The 23,466-nt window shown below is 65.1% G+C and carries 19 protein-coding genes; 14 read left to right on the top strand and 5 right to left on the bottom strand.

The window, feature by feature from the left end; genetic code table 11:
- The first annotated feature begins 52 nt into the window (after positions 1-52).
- The gene (locus ACWMMN_RS30830; RefSeq protein ID WP_486423594.1) at positions 53-3,094 is read left to right on the top strand and encodes an ATP-binding protein; all 3,042 of its coding nucleotides are present in this window, start codon (positions 53-55) and stop codon (positions 3,092-3,094) included.
- Positions 3,095-3,232: 138 nt separating this feature from the next.
- On the opposite strand, the gene ACWMMN_RS30825 is transcribed toward ACWMMN_RS30830, so the two are convergent.
- The 4 genes from ACWMMN_RS30825 to ACWMMN_RS30810 all read right to left on the bottom strand — a co-directional run bounded on the left by ACWMMN_RS30825 (position 3,233) and on the right by ACWMMN_RS30810 (position 8,724).
- Positions 3,233-4,306, bottom strand: coding sequence for a fimbrial protein (locus ACWMMN_RS30825; RefSeq protein WP_342705625.1), 1,074 nt, complete (start codon positions 4,304-4,306; stop codon positions 3,233-3,235).
- Positions 4,307-4,418: 112 nt separating this feature from the next.
- Positions 4,419-7,022 (bottom strand): fimbria/pilus outer membrane usher protein, encoded by a 2,604-nt coding sequence (locus ACWMMN_RS30820; RefSeq protein ID WP_486423593.1) that lies wholly within the window; start codon positions 7,020-7,022, stop codon positions 4,419-4,421.
- A 177-nt stretch (positions 7,023-7,199) separates the two neighbouring features.
- Entirely contained in the window at positions 7,200-7,946 is a 747-nt protein-coding gene (locus ACWMMN_RS30815) for a fimbria/pilus periplasmic chaperone (protein ID WP_059237859.1), read from the bottom strand.
- Between the two features lie 115 nt (positions 7,947-8,061).
- A complete protein-coding gene (locus ACWMMN_RS30810; protein ID WP_226196168.1) occupies positions 8,062-8,724 on the bottom strand; it encodes a fimbrial protein in 663 nt (220 codons plus the stop codon).
- Positions 8,725-9,409: 685 nt separating this feature from the next.
- Between ACWMMN_RS30810 and ACWMMN_RS30805 the strand changes: the two genes are divergently transcribed.
- From ACWMMN_RS30805 to ACWMMN_RS30775, 7 genes are all read left to right on the top strand, one after another.
- Positions 9,410-9,940, top strand: a complete 531-nt coding sequence (locus tag ACWMMN_RS30805; protein ID WP_059237857.1) for a CS1 type fimbrial major subunit — start codon at positions 9,410-9,412, stop codon at positions 9,938-9,940.
- Between the two features lie 101 nt (positions 9,941-10,041).
- Entirely contained in the window at positions 10,042-12,303 is a 2,262-nt protein-coding gene (locus tag ACWMMN_RS30800; protein ID WP_342705629.1) for a TcfC E-set like domain-containing protein, read from the top strand.
- A gap of 32 nt (positions 12,304-12,335) precedes the next feature.
- Positions 12,336-13,022 carry a pilus assembly protein gene (locus ACWMMN_RS30795; RefSeq protein WP_342705630.1) on the top strand — a complete coding sequence of 229 codons (687 nt, stop codon included), beginning with the start codon at positions 12,336-12,338 and terminating at the stop codon, positions 13,020-13,022.
- 17 nt (positions 13,023-13,039) lie between these two features.
- Complete coding sequence (locus ACWMMN_RS30790; protein ID WP_340625757.1) at positions 13,040-13,498, top strand: hypothetical protein; 459 nt, start codon at positions 13,040-13,042, stop codon at positions 13,496-13,498.
- Between the two features lie 55 nt (positions 13,499-13,553).
- Entirely contained in the window at positions 13,554-14,600 is a 1,047-nt protein-coding gene (locus tag ACWMMN_RS30785) for a hypothetical protein (protein ID WP_342705631.1), read from the top strand.
- 8 nt (positions 14,601-14,608) lie between these two features.
- The gene (locus ACWMMN_RS30780; RefSeq protein WP_059237852.1) at positions 14,609-15,151 is read left to right on the top strand and encodes a hypothetical protein; all 543 of its coding nucleotides are present in this window, start codon (positions 14,609-14,611) and stop codon (positions 15,149-15,151) included.
- Positions 15,152-15,153: 2 nt separating this feature from the next.
- Entirely contained in the window at positions 15,154-15,813 is a 660-nt protein-coding gene (locus tag ACWMMN_RS30775; RefSeq protein WP_486424109.1) for a hypothetical protein, read from the top strand.
- Positions 15,814-15,841: 28 nt separating this feature from the next.
- On the opposite strand, the gene ACWMMN_RS30770 is transcribed toward ACWMMN_RS30775, so the two are convergent.
- Positions 15,842-15,964 carry a hypothetical protein gene (locus ACWMMN_RS30770; RefSeq protein WP_486423592.1) on the bottom strand — a complete coding sequence of 41 codons (123 nt, stop codon included), beginning with the start codon at positions 15,962-15,964 and terminating at the stop codon, positions 15,842-15,844.
- 74 nt (positions 15,965-16,038) lie between these two features.
- On the opposite strand from ACWMMN_RS30770, the gene ACWMMN_RS30765 reads away from it, so the two are divergent.
- From ACWMMN_RS30765 to wecB, 6 genes are all read left to right on the top strand, one after another.
- A complete protein-coding gene (locus ACWMMN_RS30765) occupies positions 16,039-16,479 on the top strand; it encodes a hypothetical protein (protein WP_486423591.1) in 441 nt (146 codons plus the stop codon).
- A gap of 379 nt (positions 16,480-16,858) precedes the next feature.
- Entirely contained in the window at positions 16,859-18,256 is a 1,398-nt protein-coding gene (locus ACWMMN_RS30760; protein WP_486423590.1) for an undecaprenyl-phosphate glucose phosphotransferase, read from the top strand.
- A gap of 104 nt (positions 18,257-18,360) precedes the next feature.
- Complete coding sequence (locus tag ACWMMN_RS30755) at positions 18,361-19,521, top strand: polysaccharide biosynthesis/export family protein (protein ID WP_486423589.1); 1,161 nt, start codon at positions 18,361-18,363, stop codon at positions 19,519-19,521.
- Positions 19,518-20,009, top strand: coding sequence for a low molecular weight protein-tyrosine-phosphatase (locus tag ACWMMN_RS30750; protein ID WP_256086888.1), 492 nt, complete (start codon positions 19,518-19,520; stop codon positions 20,007-20,009). The genes ACWMMN_RS30755 and ACWMMN_RS30750 overlap by 4 nt, the downstream gene beginning before the upstream one ends.
- Positions 20,010-20,016: 7 nt before the next feature.
- Positions 20,017-22,266 (top strand): polysaccharide biosynthesis tyrosine autokinase, encoded by a 2,250-nt coding sequence (locus ACWMMN_RS30745; RefSeq protein WP_486423588.1) that lies wholly within the window; start codon positions 20,017-20,019, stop codon positions 22,264-22,266.
- 19 nt (positions 22,267-22,285) lie between these two features.
- The gene (gene wecB / locus ACWMMN_RS30740; RefSeq protein ID WP_059240840.1) at positions 22,286-23,464 is read left to right on the top strand and encodes a non-hydrolyzing UDP-N-acetylglucosamine 2-epimerase; all 1,179 of its coding nucleotides are present in this window, start codon (positions 22,286-22,288) and stop codon (positions 23,462-23,464) included.
- The last annotated feature ends 2 nt before the right edge of the window (positions 23,465-23,466 follow it).

Below are 23,466 nucleotides of genomic sequence, written 5' to 3'. Positions count from 1 at the left end.
TCGCAAGACTTGCCCGCCCCGTCGCCCCCGGTCGACCCTCAGCAACGGAACGATGCCAGCAAAACTGAAACGGCACGCCGCGCAAGTCGCCGCGGTGGGCGGCAAACCCTTCGATCCCGGCCGCGTGCGGCGCCAGCAGCAAGCGTTGCTGTACGGGGGCGGCATTGCGATCACGGCGTTTATCGTGCTCTGTGCGATGCTCGTGATGCGGCTCGACGTCACCGACTATCTCGCGCGCACGCGTTCGGCCTTCCTCGGGCGCAAGGCCGAGCTGTACGCCGAGCTGCAGGTGACGACGGTGCTGCTGAACCGCCATGTGGACAACCTGGAACTGCTGTGGCGGCGCGGCGAGCAGGCATCGCCGGACGCGCTTGCCCGCTTTGCGCCTTCCGGCGACAAGCGGGTGTTTCGCAATCGCAACGGACAGGCGACCTTCGTCGCATTCGCGCGCGTGACGCCGACGCATCCGATCGCAAGCTATTCGCGGTATCTCGCGATCGTGCTGCGGCAGGCCGAAGTGACGGTCCTGCCGACGCAGGAGGCCAGGGATTCCGGGATCAACGCCTATCTGATCGGATTGGATGGCGAGTTTCTTGGCGTGGCGGGCCGCAGGCTCGCGCAGCGGGCGCTCGCGCTGCCGCCCGGTTTCGATCTCGCGGCGTTGTTGCGCCAGTTGACGCCGCGCGATGACCGCGCGCTGCCGGTGGCACCGGTGGGCGACAGCGATACGATCGTGGACGCCCGCGTCGATCCGTTGCTCGGCCGGTCGGTGCTGCGCGTCGCGGAACCGTTTCGCGACGCGGACGGCCACCCGGTCGGCTGGCTCGTGTTCAACGCCCGCCCCCGCATCGACGATCTGATGGCGTCGCAGGAGGTCGATCAGGCGTTCGCACTGGTCGATCAGGATGGCGACGTCGTGACCGGCGGGCAGCCTGACCGGGCGATGATTGCGCACGCGCTGGATGCAGCGCGAGAGGCGCGGGGCGACCATGTCGCCCCGCGTCGCATCGGCAGCCGCTTCGTGATCGGCGACCGCCTGCCCGATACCGGTCTCGTGCTGATGACGACATTCTCGTGGCGCAGCGTACTGGCGGCCGTCGCCGCGTCCGCGAGCCTGACGGCAGCCGCGGCCTTGTTCGCGATCGCGGTTCTGTGGTTCGTGATCGTCACGTTCGATCGACGCGCGCTGCGCACCGCGAACCGCCGTGCGATTCGCCTGATCGAGAGCGAGGCGCTCAACCGGACGCTGATCCGCACGGCGCCGGCCGGGCTCGCCTTGCTGTCGTTTGCCGATGGCGACACGATCGTGCGCAACGAGGTGATGACCGCATACGATCGGGACGTGTCGGGCGAGCCGCTCGGCAAGCGGCTCTGGCGTGCTTATCGCGATCACGTGCCCGCGCTTCCGCGCGACGGCGGTCGCGCGCTCGTCACGCACGAACTGGCGGTCGAACGCACGGGGTTCGGCACCGCGTATCTGGCCGTGCACATCATGCGCACCAAGTATCGCGGGATCGATGTGTTGCTGTGCACGCTGCTCGACATCACGGCGCGCAAGCAGGCGGAGGAGGCGTTGCGCGCCGCGCGCGAAGCGGCCGAGCATGCGAACAAGGCGAAGTCGACGTTCCTCGCGACGATGAGCCACGAGATCCGCACGCCGCTCAACGCGATCATCGGCAACCTGGAGCTGATGGAGCGCGCGTCGATGGCCACGCCCCTGCGCCGTCGGCTCGGTACGATCATGTCGTCGTCCAATGCGCTGCTGCGCGTGATCAACGACGTGCTCGACCTGTCGAAAGCCGAGTCGAACCAGATGGCGCTCGAGCATATTCCGTTCGACCTGCGCGGCGTGTTGCGCGATGTCGCCGCGATCTTCCGGCCGCTCGCGGACGCAAAGCATCTGACGCTCGTGTGCCGGCTGGCGCCCGAGCTGGCCGACGGCTACGTCGGCGATCCCGTGCGGCTCCAGCAACTCGTCACGAATCTCGTCAGCAACGCGATCAAGTTCACGAAGCGCGGCGGCGTGACGATCGACGCGCGGCGCGCGGCGGCGGCGGGCGCGGGCGGGCCAGGCGTCGAGATCGTCGTGACCGACACGGGGGTCGGCATTCCCGAGGACGCGATGCCGACGCTGTTCGACGTGTATATCCAGGCCGATGCGTCGATCTACCGGCGCTTTGGCGGCACCGGGCTCGGGTTGCCGCTGTGCCGGCGCATCGTGAAGCTGATGGACGGCGAGCTGTCCGTCAGCAGCCGGCCCGGCGAAGGTTCGATGTTCGTCGCCGCGCTGCCGCTGCCGGAGGCGCCGCCCGGCTGGTGCGCGGAGCAACCGGCATCCGGTATGCACGTCGACGGCGAGCCGTTTTCCGACGAGGGAGCGGCAACAATCCCCGCTGACGACGCGGTGCCATTGCGCGTGCTCGTAGCCGAGGATCACCCCGCGAGCCGCGCGCTGCTGCGCGACCAGCTTGACGCGCTGCGCTTCGATGCGACGATCGTCGCAAACGGCGTGGAGGCGATGCGTGCATTTTTCGAGCGGCAGTACGATGTCGTGCTGACCGATCTCGGGATGCCCGAACTCGACGGCTTCGCGCTGGCGAATTTCCTGCGCGAGCAGGGGGCGAAGATACCGGTGATCGCGATGACGGCGCACGCGACCGACGAGGATCGCCGGCGCTGCGTGCAGGTTGGGGTCGTGGAGGTCGTGTTGAAGCCGTTGTCGATCGATGCGCTCGACGAAGTATTGCGAAGACATACCGGGCACGGCGAGCGCTCGGATAACGGGCGTTCGGATGTCGTGATGACGGACGAGATCAGGCAGGCACTGCATGTGGCCTCGATGCGCTCGTTGACGATGATCGAAAGCGGTTTGTCGAATGGCGATGTCGATCAGGTCAAGATCGAATTGCACTCGATGCGTGGCGGTTTCGCGCTGGCCGGATACGCGGAGGCGATGGACGCGTGCGCGCGCGCCGAGCGCGCGGTTCATGACGGCGGCCTCGATGCACTCGCGCCGATCTGGCCGACGGTTCGGCACGCGGTCGAGGAAGCGCTTGACCGGCTGGCGGACGGGCCCTCGTCGATCGATACCTGATGTCGGTCGAGTGCCGGCATGATCCGCGCTGGCGGGTCCTCCGAATGGATGGCGGGCCGCGCGCGTTGCCCCGACGATGCCGGATGAACATGCCATGATCCGGCTTGCCGCGATACGCGGCCTGTCAAGCGCGGGCCGCTATTGATAGGAGAACGTGAACGACGCGCGCGCGTCGACTGTTCCCGGGGTGATGGTCGGCGCCGTTTTCACATACTTGGCCACCAGCGGAATCGTCACGGTGCCGCCGTCGTTGACCTCGTCGACGAACCATTGGTTGGTGTTACCCTTTGCCGCGGAGTCGGGGCCGAAGCGAATCGGTGTCGAATTGCCCTGACGGAACAGCTGAACGCCTACGCCGCTCGCCCCCGACGTCGAGGACAAGCTCAGCGTGTCGCCGGTGTTCGCGGGCTGGTTGATATCGGTCATCGTTACATGAACACTCACCTTTCCGCGGCAGGCGACGCTCACGGAAAGATTCTTCGATGCATCGGAGACGTCGCCGACGGCCTTGAGCGCGCCGCCGTAGATGCCGGGAAGGGGGATCGTGTTATGTGTGCCGGAAGTCAGCGAGCAGCCGTCGGTCGTCACGTTGACCGAAAGGGCCGGCAAGTACAGGGTGTGATTCGTATGCTGGGTTGAAGAGTGGACGCCGCTTTCGCCGATCGCCTTTTGCGGATTCTTGTAGGAACCGGTAGCGAGTGAACCGCTGAAAACGAGTGCGAGCCGGAACTCGGGCCCTACCTGCTTGTTGCCGTTGCCGTTGGCAGGGGTGGGCTCCGAGCGGGTCTCCGATGTAAGCGCATGCCATGGCCCGACGACCGACGGGTGTTTCAGCCGGACCATTGCGGCAAAGCCGATGCCGGGAATCCCCGTTTCATAGACCGGAACCGATTGCCCTTCGAAAAGATAGGTGACGTTGGGGACGAGCACGCTGGTGCCGAGCAATTTGGCGTCCCATTTGTTCGGATTGCAGTCTTCCGTCAATCCTCCGGGGGCCGTGATGTTGCTCAACGAACCGGCCTCGACCAGGGTGCCCGGAATCTGGGCATCCCGCGCGCTGGAGATACTTGCGGGAATCGTAGGACGCGGGAGGGCGTTGCCGGGAATGACGACGCAAATCGCATGCACGGCGGACGGAGCGATCAGCACCGCGAGTGCAACGACGATCAGATGAACGAAGTGGCGAGAAGAGCGGGTCGAATTGCGTGTCATGGTGTGTCTCTGCGATGAGATGTCGGTTGGGTTTCCGTTGCCGCATGCATTGGCCGGCCGGTCAAGGCGGCGCATTCGCCGGAACGGGGGCGTTCGGGAGTCGGACGGCGTGTCAGGTCGCATTCGTCCTGCATACGCCGCCGACCTGTTCCAGCACGGCCGATCGACGCTTGCCCGCCTTGACCGGAAGGTTGTATTCGATCCGGCAGATCGAACGCGCATCGTTGCCCCACGTGACCGTGAGCGCGCCGTTGTCCTTCAGGCCGCGAACGAAGATCTTGCTCGCCTGACCGACGACGCCGAGGCTCTTGCCGGTTTCGTCGGTGACCGCGGCGCCGAACGGCAGCGGCGTGCCATCCGGCTTGCGCGCCTGGATCACGGCCGCGCGTCCGCTGTCGGTGTCGAACTTGAGCAGCGGCACCGCGCCGGCGCGCGGCGCGACCTGCTGGCTCGTTTCCTTCAGCTCGACGTCCATCGAAATGCCCTTCGGGTCGAGCTCGACCGTGTTCATGTTGTACGGCGTGAGGTAAGGCACGATCGCGTAGCCGCGGCTGTCGACCCGCACCCCGGATGCGTTCGTGAGCCGCGCGCCTTCCGCCCCCTTCGCCTCGACGATGCCGAAGGTCTCCGACAGCGGCTGCGACAGCGTGATGCCGCCCGGGTGCGCGACCGCCGCGCCGCGGATGCCGATCGAACCCTGCTGGTAGTTCGAGCTGCCGCCGGCGCTGACGTTGAGCTCGGCGACGCGCGCGCGATACGTCAGGTTGCCGCTGCCGTCGGTGTTCGCGTTGCCGCGGTTGTTCGTATAGTTGGCGCCGACGCTGTACGACAACGCGTTGTCCTCGCCGAGCGAGCCGGATACCATCGACTGCACTTGCGTGCGGCCTTGCGTATCGCGCGACACGTTGCTCGTCAGCATCGTCGGGCTGGACTTGCCGAGCGGAATCGTCACGCTCGCGTAGTACAGCGTGCTCATGGCGCCGCCGAAATCGCGCTGGCGCGTTGCCGACAGGCTGTATGAGATATTCCGGAACGAATTGTTGTAACCGGCCGAGTAGTTGATGTCCGAGCCGGGGCGATTCCAGTAGTTGGCGGCGGACGCGGTCAGGCTCAACTGGCCGCCTTTCTCGCCGAGACGCTGGCTGACCATCAGCGACGCACGGCTGCGCTGCCGCCAGACGGTGTCGACCGATTGGCCCTTGCGCACCGTATCGCGCGCGTTCATCGCGTCGTTCAGGTTGAAATAGCCGTTCGTCGAGTAGCGGTACGCGGCGATCGACACGTCGGTGCCCGTCGCCGCGACGGATTTCGCATAGCTGACGCGCAGGCTCGAGCCGCTGAAGCGCTTCACGCCGGGGATCGACGTGGCGGCCTGCGTGAAGTCGAGGCCGAGCGCGCCGAAGCGCGTGTTGAATGCACCGCCCAGCATCGCGGACGCATAGCCGGCCGCGATCGTGACGCCGCCATACCCGGTGACCAGGTTCGTGAGGCCGCGCTGGTAGGTCGCTTGCGCGAACAATGGGTGGCCCGAGTTCTGCTGGTTGCGCAGCGTGCCCGCGACGAAGCTGTAGCGCTGGATGCCGGGCCGCAGCGACAGCGGCACCGCCGCATACGGCACCGAGAACGTGTGCACGGAGCCGTCCGCTTCCGTGACGGACACGCGCAGGTCGCCGCCGTAGCCCGTCGGATACAGATCATTGATCTCGAACGGGCCGGGCGAGACGGTCGTTTCGTACAGCGTCACGTCGTTCTGCCGGATCGTGACCTTCGCATTGGTGTTCGCGACGCCGCGCACGACCGGCGCATAGCCGCGCAGCGAGTCAGGCAGCATCCGGTCGTCGGTCGACAGGCGCACGCCGCGGAACTGTGTCGAGTCGAACAGTTCCCCGGACGTGAAGGTTTCGCCGATCACCAGTTGCGACGAAAGCGACGGCAGATCCCGCTGCACATAAGTCGAGATGTCCTGATACCGGCTGCCGCCGCGTTCCGACCACGTGTACGAACCGTTGTGGCGGAAGTGCCAGTTGCCGATATTGATGCCGCCGTTCAGGCCGAGATAGGCTTGCGTATCGGTGCGGCTGCCCCTCGGCTTCGAGCTGTAGACGTTGAGGCTGTAGTCGAGCATCCCGACGGGCACGCCGGCATCCCACTGATCCCGGCTGACATGCCCGCGTGCCTGGCGAACGAGCGACGCCTGCGGAACGGCGAGCGTCAGGCGCTGCTCGCTGAAGTCGAACGATGCGCTGGCCTCAGGCACGATCTGGCCAATGCGGCGGCACTCGCCTTTGACGGTGATCGCGGCCACGGTCTCCGCGGGCAGCTTCGTGAAATCGACGCCGATACGGCGCAGCAGCTTTTCGTCGAAGCAGGGTTGCGCGTCCGGCATGCCGGGGACGGCCGCGAACGCGATGTCGTAGCGCCCGATCCAGCGCGGCCCGACCATGAGGTCGACGCTATAGGTGGCCGGCTCGACGAGGTTGCCCCGCGCGAAGCGCGTGATGTCGACCGGTTGCCCGTTGCCGTTGTTCAGGAAGCCCGGATCGAACTCGACCTGCGCGATCTGCATCGTATCGGACCCGCCCGTCTCGGGGAGGCCGCCGTCGGCATGCCCGTCCCCAGCCCACGCGGCGAGGCTCGACAGCACCAAGGCGCACATCGGTTTGAGGCGCGTGGTAGACGGCGCATCCTTGAGCGGATGCTGGATGGGCTGAGTCATGGTGGATGAGCCTCGAGTGGAGAGGATGCGTGGCGGCGTGCGCAATTGCACGAACCGGGCGTGACGTCGATGCAGACAACGTGGGCATGGGCTCGCCGGTCGCCCGCGTGCGTGGCCGTGTGGCCACGTTGCGAGGCTAGGCGGTCGGGCGGGGACGCGCGGGCAACCCGCGCGGCGTCACGGCTGCATCGACACCGGCTGTTCGTTGTTGGTCGACGCGCCCCAGTCGTTGATGCTGCCGAACTGGACCTTTGCGCCGGCGGCGGGCTGGGTCTTGAGCCCCGCGATCGGGAATGACTGCGTGGTGCCCGGCAGCACGTAACCGGCACCGGCGTCGTATTTGCTGCCACCCGAATGCAACAGCACGCTGCCGATATTGACGACGTACGGCGTCGGATTCGTCGCCTGCAGGACATATTTGCCTTCCGCGCCGCGCGCGACCTGCCAGCGCATCTGTGCGGGCGCGCCTTGCGCGTTGCCGGGCAGATCGCGGGGGCGGAACATGATCTTGATGCGTGACCGGAACGCGATCTGAAGCTGGTTGCGATCGGCGTTGCCGGCCGCTTTCGGCGGAATTTCCAGCACGTTGAGCCAGAACAGCGACTCCTTGTCGGCCGGAAGCGGGTCGTTCGTGTAGATGAGCCGCAGCGTCTGACCTTTCTGCGGCTCCATCCGGAACATCGCCGGCGTCAAGGTGAAAGGGACGTCGATGGTATCGGGCGATGCGTCCGCGTCGCCCGTGTCGATCCAGGTCTGCACCAGCGCCGGCGCGGAACCGTCGTTCGTGAGTTTGATCGTCACCTCGCGGTCGTTGCCGGGGAAAATGACGCGCGTACCCGAGATCACGACGTTCGCATACGCATGCGAAGCGATCAAGGTGGTAGTCAGCGCGATGGCTTGAAGCGATTTGAGGATGACGTTCATGGCGAGCCGGATAGGTTTGCCGATCGTTGTCGTCGATCGGTGGGACGAAGCGGCGGCGTGCGCCGCACGCCGCCGGAAGGCCTCCTGTGCAAGCGGGGCCTGGTCGAGCGGAGGATTACTGATAGACCAGCGAGTACTGGACCTTCGAATTTGCCGGGCCGCCGATTGCCACGCCGGTCGCCAGGTACTCGGCGAAGAAGTTCAGCTGCGCGGTGCCGTCCGCGCCGATCGAGACCACTTGCGATTGCTGGTCGGATGCGTTCGCGCCGACCACGATCGGGCTCTGGCCGTCGTTCAGGATCTGGAGAACGACGTTTTGCGCCTCGGGATTCTCTGCCGTGCCCTTGTCGAGCGACAGCTTGCCGTCCGCCGTCACGTTGGTCGCGTTTTCGAACGAGACCTGAACCTTGGTCGGGTTGCCCGAGCTGGATTCGCCGTCCACCGCGCAGCCCGACAGCTTGAAGCCGAACGCCGTGCGGCCCGCCACCGCGCCGGCGGCATTCAGCGCGCCGGCGCTGACCGTTGGCATCGGGACGGCCTTGTTGGACGTGCTGCCGGCATCGGTGCCGTCGATCTTGCAGGTTGCCGCGGTGACGTTGCCGGTGAACGTGATCGTGCCGTCCGCCGCATGGGCGGCCGACGCCAGGCCAAGGCCAGCCACGGCGAGCAGCGTTGAAATGAGTTTGGTGCTTGCGAGTTTCATAGTCTTGATCTCAAACGGTGGTTGATGTTGTGAAACGCACGAAAGCCGCTTTTTGACAGTGCACATTTGGGGCATGGCAAGTCTTGGAATGGCGAGGTACGAATCAGGAACGATTGTCGAGAGTTCGACCAGTGGATGAAATGGGATTCGAACGAGATTGATTGTTGATTTAATAGTACAAGTACTAAATCGGAATTTATGGTGTGGTTTGCGGGGTTGCGAGGTGGAATTGTTCGGTGGATTTAACATTTTTAAATCAGCGGGTTATGCTGATTCGGGTCTCCGTGCCGAAGACAATCGGACAGCCTCCGGTCCCTCGGGGGTGATGAATCGTAAGTCAGTCATTCTGCATAGTCCGAAAGGATAGATTTAAGAGGCGCGATATCCCTGGTCGGATTCGTAAAATTAAAAAAAATATGAAGGCGAGTCGTGAAAATCAGGAAGTCGAATAAGACAAATCAGGCTGCGCACCCACTATCCGGTGAGTCTTGCCTGGCCGGGCCGGCATCGGCGTCGGCACCGCATGGACAGGGGCGGCCATGCATGCAGTGCTTTTGACGGATTTTTTTGGAAATTCTGATTTCGTAAAAGTCCTAGTGATATTTTCGAATATTGACGAACAAGTTCTATTGACCGTCATGTAGGGTCGGCTGGCAATATTCGTGTCGTGGAATTGAATTATCCACGTACGGATTTCCGGTGTGAATTTAAAACGCCGGGAGTCGCTTGTTCGAAGCCTATTCTTGATAGAGACCAATCGATGAAACTCAGCAAACTCATTCTGGCGCTCGGCGTTGGCGGCGCGGTGTTCGGCGTCGTGCAAACGGCGCAGGCCGAAGCCGTGTCGAAGAAAATCACGCTGACCGCACAGATCAACGACGCGATCTTCGTGTCGAAGCCGGACGGCTCGTCCTGGTACAACACCGAAGAGCTGGCACCGACCGACTACACGCAGTCGAAGTTCACGAAGACGCTGCCGGTGCGCGTGTTCACGAAGAACGCCGATTTCAACATTTCGCTGGCGCAGCCGCTGAAGATGTCGAGCGGCGCGTACGAAATGAAGAATGCGAAGGTCACGCTGTCGTCCAACGCGGGCCCGTCCGAGGTCAAGTTCGGCGCGGTCCAGAAGATCACGCAGACGACGCCCGGCAACGGCGGCTTCGACGAGATCCACAACCTGAAGATCGACGTCGACGCACCGGCCCAGCTCGGCTCGATCAGCACCAACGGCAGCTATAGCGGCGATCTCGTGATGGTGTTCGAGCCTGCCGCTGCGTCGGGCACGCCGTAACCCACGAACGAGCCCCGCTTCCGGCGGGGCTCGTTGTCCCCTTCACGGCACGGTCATCGCACCGTGCCCGCCCGTCAAGAATCACGTCAGAAGAAAACAGCGTGTCCGCCTATCAAGCTCCGTTTCGCGTCAACAAGCTGTGGCTGGGCGCGTGTCTTTTCATTTCATCGCACTCGTATGCAGAACTGAAAGTATCGTATGGCGTGCCTGATGGATTCAGCGCGGCCGAGCTCGACGATACCGCGAATTACGTGGCGACGTTCAACGGCCGGACGTTGCCGGGTTTCATCGGCTACTCGCCGGAAGCGGCTGCGCTTGTCTTCGACGAGGAAAAGTACGAAGCGAACGGCATTTCGCGCGACGACATCGACACGCTTCGCCGTGTCGTGTCGCAGCTCGACTACAAGGAGTGCAGTCGCGGCTGCGATCTCGACATCGCCGGCTATCACGTCACCGTCGACAAGCTGAGACGCTCGATCGCCATTCGCGACGCGGGCGAGGACACCATCGCACCGCAGACGGGCGTCGGCATCGTCAACAACCAGTCGCTCGATTTGCGCGCGGCGTCCGACGGGTACCGCACGGTCAACGTCAATGGCAATACCTGGGTCGGACTGCCGTTCCAGAGCTTCGGGTATGTCAGCTGGTATGCCAGCCGCACCGAGACGCGCAGTTACAACAGCAGTACGAAAGGCGTGTCGTCGTATTACCTGCAGAAGAATTTCGCCAGCACCTACATGCGGGCGGGCAAGCAGAGCAGCATCGATTACGCGGCCGGGTCGGTCAGCACGCTGCTGACGCCGAGCTTCGACCAGTTCGTGACGCTCGGCAGCCAGACCCACCTGCAAGCCGACACGCGCGCGGGATCGCTGATCCTGTACGCGACGGCGGAAGGCAACTACGAATTCTATCGCGGCGGCCGTCTCATCCTGAAGCGTCCGGCCATGCTCGGCCGCAACGAAATCAATTTCGCCGACCTGCCGGGCGGCTATTACCCGGTCGACGTGCGCCTCGTCGACCGGAACGGCAACGTGATCAATCGCGAGACGCGCGAGATCAACAACCTCAATTTCGGCGCGAGCAACGGTAATTCGTGGCATGTGACGGCCGGCAAGGAGATGAGCGAGGGCGGATATCTGCTCGAGGCCGCGATGAGCCGGAACCTGAAGCTGTTCTACATGAACGCGTCGGCGATTGCCGGGCGCGGCGGCAAGTGGGCGGCCGAAGTGAACGTCACGCGCCCGATGCAGATCGCCGGCGTCGACGTCGCGCCGACGCTCGGCGTGCTGAGCGGCGAGCGCAGCACCGGCGCGTATATCAATATCTCGACCGCGAGCGAAGCGCTCGGCAGCCTGTCGGTGAGCCGGTACCAGAATACCAACGTGTCGCGTTTCTATGCGGGGCAGCCGAGCACGGCCGTGTCCTATAGCCGCAACGTGCGCGGGGTGACGTTCGGCTACAACTACCAGAAGTCGAATTCCGGCGAATCGCAGCAGGCCGAGGCGCGCTGGAACTACCGGCCGAACGGCCTGTGGGGCTCGTTCGCGCTCGGCGTGCAGAAGGGCGGCTTCCAGCCGAACCGCAGCAACGGCTACGGCGTGTACTTCAACATGACGATGATGCTCGATCGTGTGCAAGGCACCGTCAACGCGACCTATGCGGGCGGGAAGACACAGTTGAGCGGCGACGTCCGCAAGGAGTTCATCGACAGCTTCGGGTCGACCACGGCCGGGCTCACTGGTGCGCGCATCGGCAACGAATACAGCCTCAACGTATACGGCACGCGCGCGGGCACGCGCGGCGATGCATCGCTGAACCTCGGCCACAGCAGTGCGGGCAGCAACGTCGATTTCAACTATCGAGGCATGATCGCGGCCGGCCGCGACGGCATCGCATTCGGGCGTTACAGCCAGAGCGGCAGCGCGATGCTGCTGAAGACGCCCGCTCTCGACGGTCTGTCGTACGGTTTCAACGTCGAGGGCAGCCCCGTCGGCGATGGCGGCACCTATGCGGTGCCGTTGAACGCGTATCGCGACGTGCCGTTCGCGCGCGTGCTGAGCAACAGCGAAGGCGTCGACATGAACATCGAGGTGCCCGCGAACATCGTTCGCGCGCACCCCGGGCAGGTGTATTCCGCGAAAGCACGGATCGACATCAACATGATCTACAGCGGCTTCCTGACGGATACGGCTGGCCAACCCGTCAGCGGGAAGATCGTCGAGACGGGCGACACCGTGCACCCGAACGGGCTGTTCTCGATCGTCAGCAAGGCGATGCTGTCGACGATCACGCTCGATTCCGGCGGCCAGCGGCGCACCTGCAACCTGAAGCAGCCGGACGGCAACTACTTCCGCTGCGAATGACGGCTTCGACAATGAACTTTACGGATGGACACATGAATCGGAAATGGCGAATCGCACGCATCGCAGCGGGCGTCCTGTGGCTGGCAACCGCGCTTTCGGCACACGCGGAAGGCGAACTGATGGTGATGCCGGCCACCGTCAAGGTATTCGATGGGCACGAGCAGAAAGTGACGGTGCGCAACCTCGGCGATGCGCCGCTTTATCTGTCCGTTTCCGTGCAGAAGGTCACGAATCCGGGCATGACGCCCGAAACGAAGGTAGCGCTCGGCGATCTGCCGCATCCGGGCATCCTCGCGAGCCCCGACAAACTGACGCTCGGGCCGAACCAGGATCGCTCGATCTCGCTGAAGTCGCTTGCGGAGCCCGGGAACGAGGAGCTGTACCGGCTGTACATCGTGCCGGTGAAATCGCTGAAGGTGGACGATGCGCCGCAAGACAAGATCACCGCGCCGATGTCGGTTTCCGTCGGATACGGCGTGCTCGTCCGGCTGATGCCGCCTCCGGGAAAGCAGCGCAGCGGATGGGCGCATCGGTGTGACGGCGGCGGGTTGACGCTCGAAAACACCGGCAACGTGCGACAGGTCTTCACGGACGTGACATACGACCAGGCGCCTGCCGCGCAAACCGTCGCCGTGTTTCCGGGCACGCCGCAGCGGTTCGCCACGAAGCGGATGACGCTGCGGGTCGACGACAAACCTCGGACACTGCAGTGTCCGTGACGACCCGCCGCGCCCGGATGGCGATGGGCATGCTGGCAGGGCTGGCGTGTGCGGGCAGCAGCGTGGCCGCCGGCGTGCTGAAGCTGTCGCGTGTGGAACTGACGCTGGAGCCGGGCCGGCCACCGGGCGAACTGTATGTCGAGAACGTCGGTGATACGCCGCTCTACCTGGATGTCGAGCAGCACCTGCTGACCAATCCGGGAGAGGCGCCGGAGCGGCGGGTGCCGATTGCCGAAGTGGCACGGCCGAGCTTGCTGGTGCTGCCCGGCCGGCTCTCGCTCGCACCGGGGCAGCGGTACAGGATGGTGCTGAAAGAACTGAGTGTGCCGTCACGGCCCCAGGTATGGCGGGTCACGTTTCGGCCGAACGAGCGGGTACGCGTCGAAGGTGGCGAGCGCGAGGGCGCGGCGGCGCCGCTGTTCGTCAAGATCGGGTACGGCGTGGTGATATACCAGCGCGCGACCGGGAAGGAATAGGCAGGAATGCGAACAGGTTCGTTGTGACGAGAGACTGCAACATGACTGGAGCGACATGAAAAGAGTGATTGGGGTAATCGGAATGGCGAGGTGGCGGCAATCCGGTGCATTGGCATTGGCGTTGGCACTTGCCTTGTTCTCGCGTGGTGCGTCGGCGGCGCTCGAGTTTGGAAACGTCATGGGCTCCTTCACCAAATGCACATGGAGGAGCAACGGTGACGGAACCAGCACGATCGAGCTGAATGTCTTTTACCTACCGATTAGAGACGCACTGGGCAAGGACCCGTCGGGAGCGTTCCGGCCAGATAGCTGGTTCACCTCCAGGCTCGTGCGGGTATATACGTACGACAGCACCGGGAAGCCGGATCCAGGCCCTCAGGCGGCGGCGGCCACATTGGTGACGATGAATGGCACTTACCACACGCGTGCCGGAGCTGTCTACACGGCTCGGATTTATGACGGAGGCACCGTGGCCGGTCCTGTTCCTGGGTGGGATTTCGGAGGTTTCCGGGACGTCACTGTCCGGATTCTGATCAACGACGCGAAGATCAAGGACTGGCCCGCAGTCGGCGTGGGCGCCGGCAACAGCACGCAGAGCGGCTGGGTCTTTGATTACCAGGCGCTTTATGTCAGCGACTTGGGGGGCGGCTCGTGTCGCAAGATCGATCCTGGAATCCGGCCGCCCAAGCCGCCGCCTATCGTCACCGTCGACATGGCCGCTCCGGACTGGGACCTCGGCGAACTGCAGCGGGGCGAACATGAAGTCACGCTCGCCAAGCCCGCGGATCAGCTGTGCTTTACCTATATGGGCGAAGACGGCTTCCGGAATTTCGTCATCGACGCGACGAGCGCAAACGGCGTCGCCGGAAATCGCTATCTGCTTCGGAACGTTCGCCAGCCGGCCCAGAGCATTCCGTACAGCCTGACGCTCGACAGCGGCACCGAACGGTTCCCGTTGCCGAACACGGGCAGTGCGGGCGTGAGACTGAACAAGGCGATGCGCACCTGTTTCATTCCGACGTTCAAGACGTCGGTGGAGATGTCCACCGAGCCCGGCGACTACAGCGATGTGCTGTCGTTCACGGTCATGACCAAAACCTAGGAGTCTGAATGAAGCAGCACATCTGGGGTTGCCTGCTTGCGGCGTCGGCTTGCCTGCCGATGTGCGCGGCGGCGCAGGAGATCAAGGGCAAGACCGTGAGCAAGGTCACGGCTCGCGTGGTGCGCGCGGACAACCTGATCGTGACCGACGACAAGGGCGGCTGGTTCGGCAGCGGTCTGACGATGCAGCAACTCGGCGGCTGGGATACGGCCTACGAAGTGCAGGCGCGGCTGCGTGTCGTATCGACGACGGGACGGTTCCGGGTCCGGATGGACGAACCGCTGGACATCAGGAACCAGGCGAAGCCAGCCGTGGTCTTCCGGTCGCCGGCGGTCAGTCTCGGCGCCGAAGGCGCCGAGCGCAAGCCGCTCGTCGTCGGGCACGGCGTCGATTTCCAGAACCCGGCGGCGCCGTTGCCTAACGTCGACTCCGAGGGCTATTACAACCTCGCTGTTTCCGCCTATCCGCCGGTGGGCGATTTCAAGAGCACGGCGGGGACGTATACGGGCACCTTGTCGCTGGTCTTCGAACCGCTCGTGGCGAAGCCGTGAAAATGCGCCCTTTTCTTTTCCTGCTCGTGACGATGATCGCCACATTTGGCCCCGATCACGCCGGGGCCACAATCGATGTGTTGCCGAAAGAGATGTCGATCGGCTCGGACACAGCCACGGTGCAGGTCATGAACAACGGCGGCCGCGCCGAGTACGTGACCATTTCACTGTCGCGCCTGCTCAATCCGGGTGTGCCGCTGGACGAGGAAAAACTCGAGCCAGTAGGCAACGCGGCCAGGCCGACGCTCTACGCGTCGCCGTTCAGGTTGAGCCTCGGGCCCGGGCAGACCAAGACCATCGTGCTGAAGCCGTTGAGTCCGGTCGATGCGGAGACGGTCTACCGGCTGGACGTCAGGCCGGAAATCAAGGTGTTGGGCACGGAGCAGCAGAAGGCTGTCGGCAACGTCGTCGTCAATCTGGGGTTCAGCGCGCTGGTCCGTCAGTTGCCCGCTCACCCGGAAGAAAAATTGTCCGTCGCGTGCGACGCATCCGGCGCCCGCCTGACGGCCGCGGGAAACGTGCGCTACGAGGTGAAAGGCGCCCGGGTCGACGGGCGCGCGGTCGAGCGCTTCAATGTCTACCCGGGCGTGCCTAGGATGCTGCAAGGGCGCGTCGTGGAGATTCCAGGGCAGCCGGCGTGCCGCGGCGGCGATGCGCGTTGACGGCGCGCCGGTGTGATGCTGGCCGCCGTTAGCCGTTCCTGAAGATCTCCGCATACGCGCTCGAAGCCGGCACCCCGCCCGACTGCGCATACAGCACCTTCGACCCCGGCTCGAATTCCCCGCGCGGCACCGTGTCGGTCATTTCTTGCATCGCTTCCGTCGCAAACCAGAACGGTCGGTGCGCTCTCTAGCCACGTACGCGGGCGGATCGCGTCGAGCATGCCGTTGAGCAACGTATCCGGATCCGGATTGCCGTCGCGCAACGCAAAGCCGCGATCGAGATCATCGGTGCAGGAATGCGGCGGTCGAGATGTCTATCCCGTCCCGGATCAAAGAGCATGGGTCGATCCTATGCATCCGCACCGACCCGTTGACGATCTCTGGGATATCGCGAAAGGGCCGCACACTTCGAAATCGGGCAAGTACTCGCGCGAATGCGTGATCGCCTCGGCACGCGCAATTTCGGTGGGCGCTGCAGATGTTGCCATTTCGGCCGGAAACGAATCTGCAACCCGTGTTCCCGAACCAGGCGTGCCGGCAGGCACGGCAGCGGACGAGCGGTGCGTCGCGGCGATGTTCATCCGCAGGTCGTTGCGCGAAGGCGGGCGGACACACATTGCAGGGCTCGGTCGATCATTGACCACCATCAATCCGTCAGGTACGTAAATGCACTTCATCGAAAAATCGGACAAGACTCGTCCTTATTTATGACGTTTTGGGACGTGACCGATTTAAACCGGAAGATCGTGCAGGCAATATTCGGGTTTGCTTCGTCTCGGTCAGCATTGAGCTCGCCGGCAAGCCGCAGGCGGCAGTCCATCCGGGGTGTGCCGATCCTGTCACCGGAGTTTGAAATTTGACGGTTCATGAAGTTTGGCGGTTAGCCAGCATCCATGAAAAAAGATTCGTATCGCTAAATAATTTTCAGGAATCGCTCTACACTCGATCATCGATTCGTTCCGGCATGACGTGTGCGGCGTGTAGGCACGTTGCTGTCCTGTCGTCGCTCGATTGTGACGGGTGATCGATCAGGGTTATGTCTTCGTTGAACCACGCCAGATACGTCTCCGTCGCGCGCAGGAAGGTTTACCGGTTCGGGCTGGTGGACGCCGGCCTGCTTGTCGCTACCGCATGGGCGGCGAGAAGCTGGCTCGGCGGCTCGTCGTACGCGCGAGCCGACTCCGTGCAGATCGCCATCTCGATCGTTTGTGCGCTGGCCTTGTTCTCGCTGCTCGGTCTGTACGGCGATCCAGGACGCGGCGCACCGCGGCACCGCGTATGGCTGGCCCCGGCCGGCCTGGCCGTCGCGTTGTGTGTCGGTACGGTTTGCGTCACCACGCTCGACGAGCAGTCCGAGGTGGCGCTCGGGTGGGTGATCGGCTGGTTTGCGCTGTCGGCGGTTGCGCTCGCCGCGTCGCAGGCATTGAGGCGATGGCTGGGCGTTCGCGCGGCGGCTCGGCATCTCCGGCGCAAGCCGATTGCGCTCGCCGGATATCGCGAACGCTGTCGGGCGGTCACCCGTCCCGACGCACGGGAAGCGGGCAGTCCGTTCCAGGTGGCCGCGATCTTCGATATGTCCGGTTCGTCGCCGGTCGGCCCGGATGAACCGGAAGTCCATCGCGATCTGGCCGCGTTTGTCGATAGCGTGCGCCGCGCCCACATCGGGGAAGTCTGGATCGTGCTGCCGCTGTCGGCGGCCGATCGCGTCGGCGAGATCGTTCGTGCGTTCGCAGAGGATCTGGTGGACATCCGCTTCATGCCGGACCTGACCGGCATGACGCCGCTTCATCCGCATCGGGCGAATCGCGGTCATGCGCTCGATCTCGTCGCGTCGCCGCTATCGGCGCGGGCGCTGGCAGGCAAGGCGATGTTCGATCGTGCATTCGCCGGCCTGGCGCTGGTCGCGATCGCACCGTTGATGGCCCTCATCGCGATCGCGGTGAAGGGGTCGTCGCCGGGGCCGGTGCTGTTCCGGCAGCAGCGCCGAGGCGCCTACGGGCGCATCTTCACGATCTACAAATTCCGGACGATGCACCGGCACGATGCGGGCGAACAGGGCGAGGTCAGGCAGGCGACGCAAGGCGACCCGCGCGTCACGCGCATCGGCGCGCTGTTGCGGCGCACGAGCCTCGACGAACTACCGCAGTTCTTCAATGTGCTGAAGGGCGACATGTCGGTGGTCGGGCCGCGCCCGCATGCGGTGGAGCATGACCGCTTCTACCAGCCTCTCGTCGACGGCTACATCCAGCGCTACCGGATCAAGCCGGGCATCACGGGCTGGGCCCAGGTCAACGGATATCGAGGCGAAACGGATCGCGTCGAGAAGATGCAGAAGCGGGTCGAACACGATCTCTATTACCTGAACAACTGGTCGTTTGCGCTGGACGTGCGGATTGTGGCGGCCACCGTTCTGTGCGGATTCACGCATCGCAATGCCTATTGAACGACGCGTCGCCGCACGCGGTCTGGATAACGGAAATGGAAACTGGAAAATGGTCGCGCTCAAGGGCGCCACGCCTGCGATCGGTGCTGACGGGGTTGCCCGTCATGCTGCTGTCCGCTTGCGCAGTCGAGCCTGGCATGCACATGAACCTCGCGAACGATACGCGGCAGGATGCCGGTCTCGCGCGGACGCATGACGGTGGCGTGACGGTGTCGATGCATCGCATCGATGCGGCCCTGCTCGATCAGTCGCAACGTGAGCCTGCGCCGCGCGAAGCGGCGCAGGTGCCGATCGGGCCGATCGACGGCGCGCTGATCGCAGCCCAGCGGCGCGACGCGCGCACACAGGGCGAACGCACGCGCGCGGCGCTTTTCGCCAAGCCGGCGCCCTACGTGGTCGACGCGGGCGACGTGCTGCAGATCACCGTGTGGGATCACCCCGAGCTGGCCGCGGCACAGGGCAATCCGGGCAATCAGCAGGTACGCCCCGCCGATCCGCCGGCGGGCTTCGTCGTCGATCAGGCCGGAAGCGTGTCGTTTCCGTACGTGGGTGAACTGCACGTTGCCGGTATGAGTACGAGCGGGATTCAGGCGGCGCTGCGTGCGCGGCTCTCGAAGTGGTTCGTTGCGCCGCAGGTGACGGTGCGGGTCGCGTCGTATCGCGGGAATCGCGTCTATGTCGACGGCGAGGTCCGTGCGCCGGGCGCGCAACCGCTCAACGACGTGCCGATGACGCTGCTCGAGGCCGTTGGGCGCGCGGGGGGCTTCACGGCCGATGCCGACCAGAGCCGGATGACGCTCGTGCGTGCCGGTACCGCCTATCCGGTCGATCTGCCGGCGCTGATTCGCGAGCGCTTCGATCCGTCGCGCATCGTGCTGCGCAACGGCGACCTGCTGCAGGTCGCCGCGCGCGACCAGTTCGGCGTGTACGTGATGGGCGAGGTCAACAAGCCGATGACGGCGCTGCCGCTGCGCAACGGCCGGCTCACGCTGGCCGACGCGCTGTCGCAGGCCGGCAGCGTGAACCAGGGAACGGCCGATCCGAAGCAAACCTACGTGATTCGCGCCGGCGCGGACCGTCAGGCGCAGGTGTTTCATCTGGATGGCAGCTCGCCGGTGTCGATGGTGCTCGCCGATGAATTCGAGCTGCAGCCGCGCGACGTCGTGTACGTCGACAGCACGAAGCTGGCGCGCTTTGGCCGCGTGCTCGCGCAGCTGCTGCCGGCCATCAACGCGGGCCTGACTGCCGCGATCGTCACGAAATGATGCAGCGGATCCTGGTGGTGTGCACCGGCAACGTATGCCGCAGCCCGGCCGCACAGGCGCTGTTGTCGCATGCGCTGCTCGGGCGCACGGTGCAGTCGGCCGGCGTCGCGGCGATCGACGGGACGGTGGTCGACCCCGTGATGAACGAGTTGCTGACCGCGCGCGGTTTCGACCTTTCCGCGCATCGGGCCCGGCGCATCGGTGACCGGACCTGCCAGTGGGCAGACCTGATCCTGGTCATGGAGAGCGCGCATCGCCGACTGATCGAACGGACGTACCCGATGACGCGCGGCCGTGTGTATCGCCTTACCGAGCGCTACCAGACCGACGTTCCGGATCCGTATCGCCGTAGCCGCTACGTCTACGACTATGCGACGAAGCTGATCGAGCACGGCGTTGCCGATTGGGCTGCGCGGATCGCGACGTTGGAACCGAACCGGCCGCAGTGTCCGGATACCGGCGTGGATGCGCCGGAACAATCGCAGTGAACCTCAAATGAATGCATCGAACCTACGCCAACCTCATTTACGCGACGCCGATGAACTCGACGTCCGCGGCCTCCTCGACGTGCTGATCCGGCACGCGGGCCGCATCGTCGCGGTCACGGTGACGTGTGCGGCGCTCGGCGCCGGTTGTGCGTTCGTCGCGAAGCCGGTCTACAAGGCAGACATCGTCGTGCAGGTGGAAAGCGGCAGCTCGGACCTGCGCAGCACGGCGGAAGGCGGGCTCGTCGGCGGCCTCGGCGCGTTGTTCAACGTGAAGTCGACCGACGACGGCGAGATGGAAATCATCCGCTCGCGGCTCGTGACCGAACCGGTCGTCGACGGCCAGCATCTGCACATCGAAGCGCGTCCGCGCCGTGTGCCCGTGATCGGCTCCATCGTCGCGCGCTTCAATCGCGGGCAGTCGGCACCTGGCCTCTTCGGGATCGGCGGATTCGTCTGGGGCAGCGAGCGCATCGATGTTCCGACTTTCGACGTGCCGCGCGACTTCGTGGAGCACGCATTCATCGTCACGACGCTGGGCCACGGGCGCTATCGCCTGTCCGGCGGCGATCTCGATCGCGATGTGGAAGGCGCGACCGGCGAACTGCTGCGCGTGAAGACGGGCGCCGGCGACGTGACGCTGCAGGTGGCCGGCATCGAAGCCGCGGCGGGCGCGCAGTTCGTCGTGAAGGCCGATTCGAAGCAGGTCGTGCTCGCCGAACTGCAGAAGCAACTGACGATAGCGAACCGCGGCAAGGATCAGTCCGGCGTGATCGGCGTGTCGTACGAAAGCCATGATCCGGTGCGCGCGGCCACTGTGCTGAATGCGATCGCCGACAACTACGTGCGGCAGAACGCGAACCGCAAGGCGGCTACCGCCGAGAAGTCGCTGGCGTTCCTGAGCGACCAGATCCCGACCGTGGAGCGGCAGTTGCGCGCGGCCGAAGATCGCCTCAATGCATACCAGGCCCGCCATGAAATCGTGGACCTGACCGAACAGGCAAAGGCGATGCTGACGCAATCGACCGCCGCGCAGACGTCGCTGTTCGAGCTCGAACAGAAGCGGCTGGCGCTGGCGTCAACGCTGACGCCGGCGCACCCGGAGCTCGCGGCGGTCGACCGGCAGATTGCCGCCGCCAAGGCGCAGATCGGGACGATCAACGACACGATCCGGCGCTTGCCGGACGCGCAGCAGAACGTCGTGCGCCTGCGCCGCGACGCGACCGTGCAAACGGAGATCTATGTCGGCTTGCTGAACAGCATCCAGCAGCTTCGCGTGGCGACCGCGAGCAAGATCGGCAACGTGCGCGTGATCGACCGGGCGATCGTGCCGGACGAGCCCGTGCGTCCGAAGCCGGTGCTGGTCGCCGCGATTGCCGCGCTGGTGGGGCTCGTGCTCGGCACGTGCGCCGTCATCGGCCGCGCGGTGTTGTTCGGCGGCGTGACCGATCCGGCGGAGATCGAGCGAGAGACGAACCTGAACGTGATGGCGACGATTCCACACAGTGCTGCTCAACGCCGGGTCGCGCAGCGCTGCGCCGCGGCAGGCGGAGCAACGGTTCTGGCGCTGGCGCGACCGGGGGAGCCCGCTGTCGAGGCGCTGCAGAGCCTGTGCACGGCACTGCGGTTCCAGTTGCTGGACCGGCCCGAGGGCAACCGCGTGCTGATCACCGGACCTTCCGCGGGAGTCGGGAAATCGTTCGTGTCGGCCAACACGGCCGCGCTGCTCGGACGGTCGGGCAAGCGCGTGCTGCTGATCGACGGCGACCTGCGTCGCGGCGAACTGGCGACGCGCTTCGGCATGCAGCCGCGTATCGGCCTGTCGAGCGTCCTTCGCGGCGGCGTGAGCGCCGCCGACGCCATCGTGCGCGACGTCGCGCCGAACGTCGACCTGCTGCCGTCCGGGCCGCGTACCGACCGGCCTGTCGAGCTGCTGTCGTCGAATCGTCTGCCGGCGCTGCTGACGCAAGCTGCGCGCGATTACGACGTCGTGCTGGTCGACGCGCCGCCGCTGTTGCCGGTGACGGACGCGGTCGTGCTGGCCGCGCACGCGGACACGATCCTGCTCGCGGCGCGCGCCGGCGTGACGACCTCGGGCGAGCTGCTGGAATCGGTGAAGCGGATCGAACGCGTCGGCGTGCGACCGACGGCGGTCGTGTTCAACGGCTTCCGGCCGGGGCTGCGCTCCGCTCGGTACGGCAACTACGGCGCGTATGCGTATGACGGCGCCGATGTGCAAACCGCTGTGGATCGCGCGTGATCCGCCGATGGAGAATCCGATGACTCATCGCCACGAAAACATCCTCGTTACGTTCGGCACGCGCCCGGAAGCCATCAAGATGGCGCCGCTCGTCCACGCGCTGCGTGCCCGCGAAGGCGTGCGATGCGGTGTCTGCGTGACGGCCCAGCATCGCCAGATGCTCGATCAGGTGCTCGACCTGTTCGGCATCGTGCCGGATTTCGATCTCGACCTGATGCGCGCCGGGCAGACGCTCGGCAGCCTGACCGGGCACATTCTCAATGCGCTCGACCCGGTGCTGGCATCGTTCCGTCCCGATCTCGTGCTTGTGCACGGCGATACGACCACGACGCTCGGCGCGACGCTCGCGGCGTACTACCGGCGCATTCCGGTCGGTCACGTGGAAGCCGGGCTGCGCACCGGCGACCTGTACTCGCCGTGGCCGGAAGAGGCGAACCGGAAGGTGACGGGCGCGCTCGCGCTGCATCACTTCGCGCCCACCGAAACCTCACGGGCGAACCTGCTGGCCGAAGGCGTCGAAGCCGATCGCGTGCATGTGACCGGCAACACCGTGATCGACGCATTGCTGACGATCACCGGGCGCCTCGAGCACGACCGGGCACTGGTGCGGCAGATGCACGAGCGGTTCCCGTTCGTCGACGACGAGCGGCGCATGATCCTCGTGACCGGCCACCGCCGCGAGAACTTCGGACGCGGGTTCGAGCAGATGTGCGAAGCGATCGCGACCATCGCGAAGCGCTATCCGGAGTGCCGCATCGTCTACCCGATGCACCTGAATCCGAACGTGCGCGAACCCGTCCTGCGGCTGCTCGGCGATATCGGCAACGTCGTGCTGATCGAGCCGCAGGCGTATTTGCCGTTCGTCTATCTGATGAGCCGCGCATGGCTGATCCTGACCGACTCCGGCGGAATCCAGGAAGAGGCGCCGTCGCTCGGCAAGCCGGTGCTCGTGATGCGCGACACCACCGAGCGGCCGGAAGCCGTCGCGGCCGGCACGGTGCGGCTTGTCGGCACCGGGGTCGACCAGCTGGTCGGCGCGGTGGTCGAGCTGTGGGAAGACGGCCGCGCCTATCGCGCGATGAGCCGCGCGCACAACCCGTATGGCGACGGCCGTGCCAGCGAGCGGATCGCGGATCTGCTGGTCTCGCCGCCGGTCCTGACGCAGGGGCCGACATTCCCGGCCGGCTCGCCCTGCTGAAT

It is taken from the genome of Burkholderia cepacia complex sp. TUM26381 (genome assembly GCF_057439935.1).
This window is presented reverse-complemented; position numbering and strand designations above follow the sequence as displayed.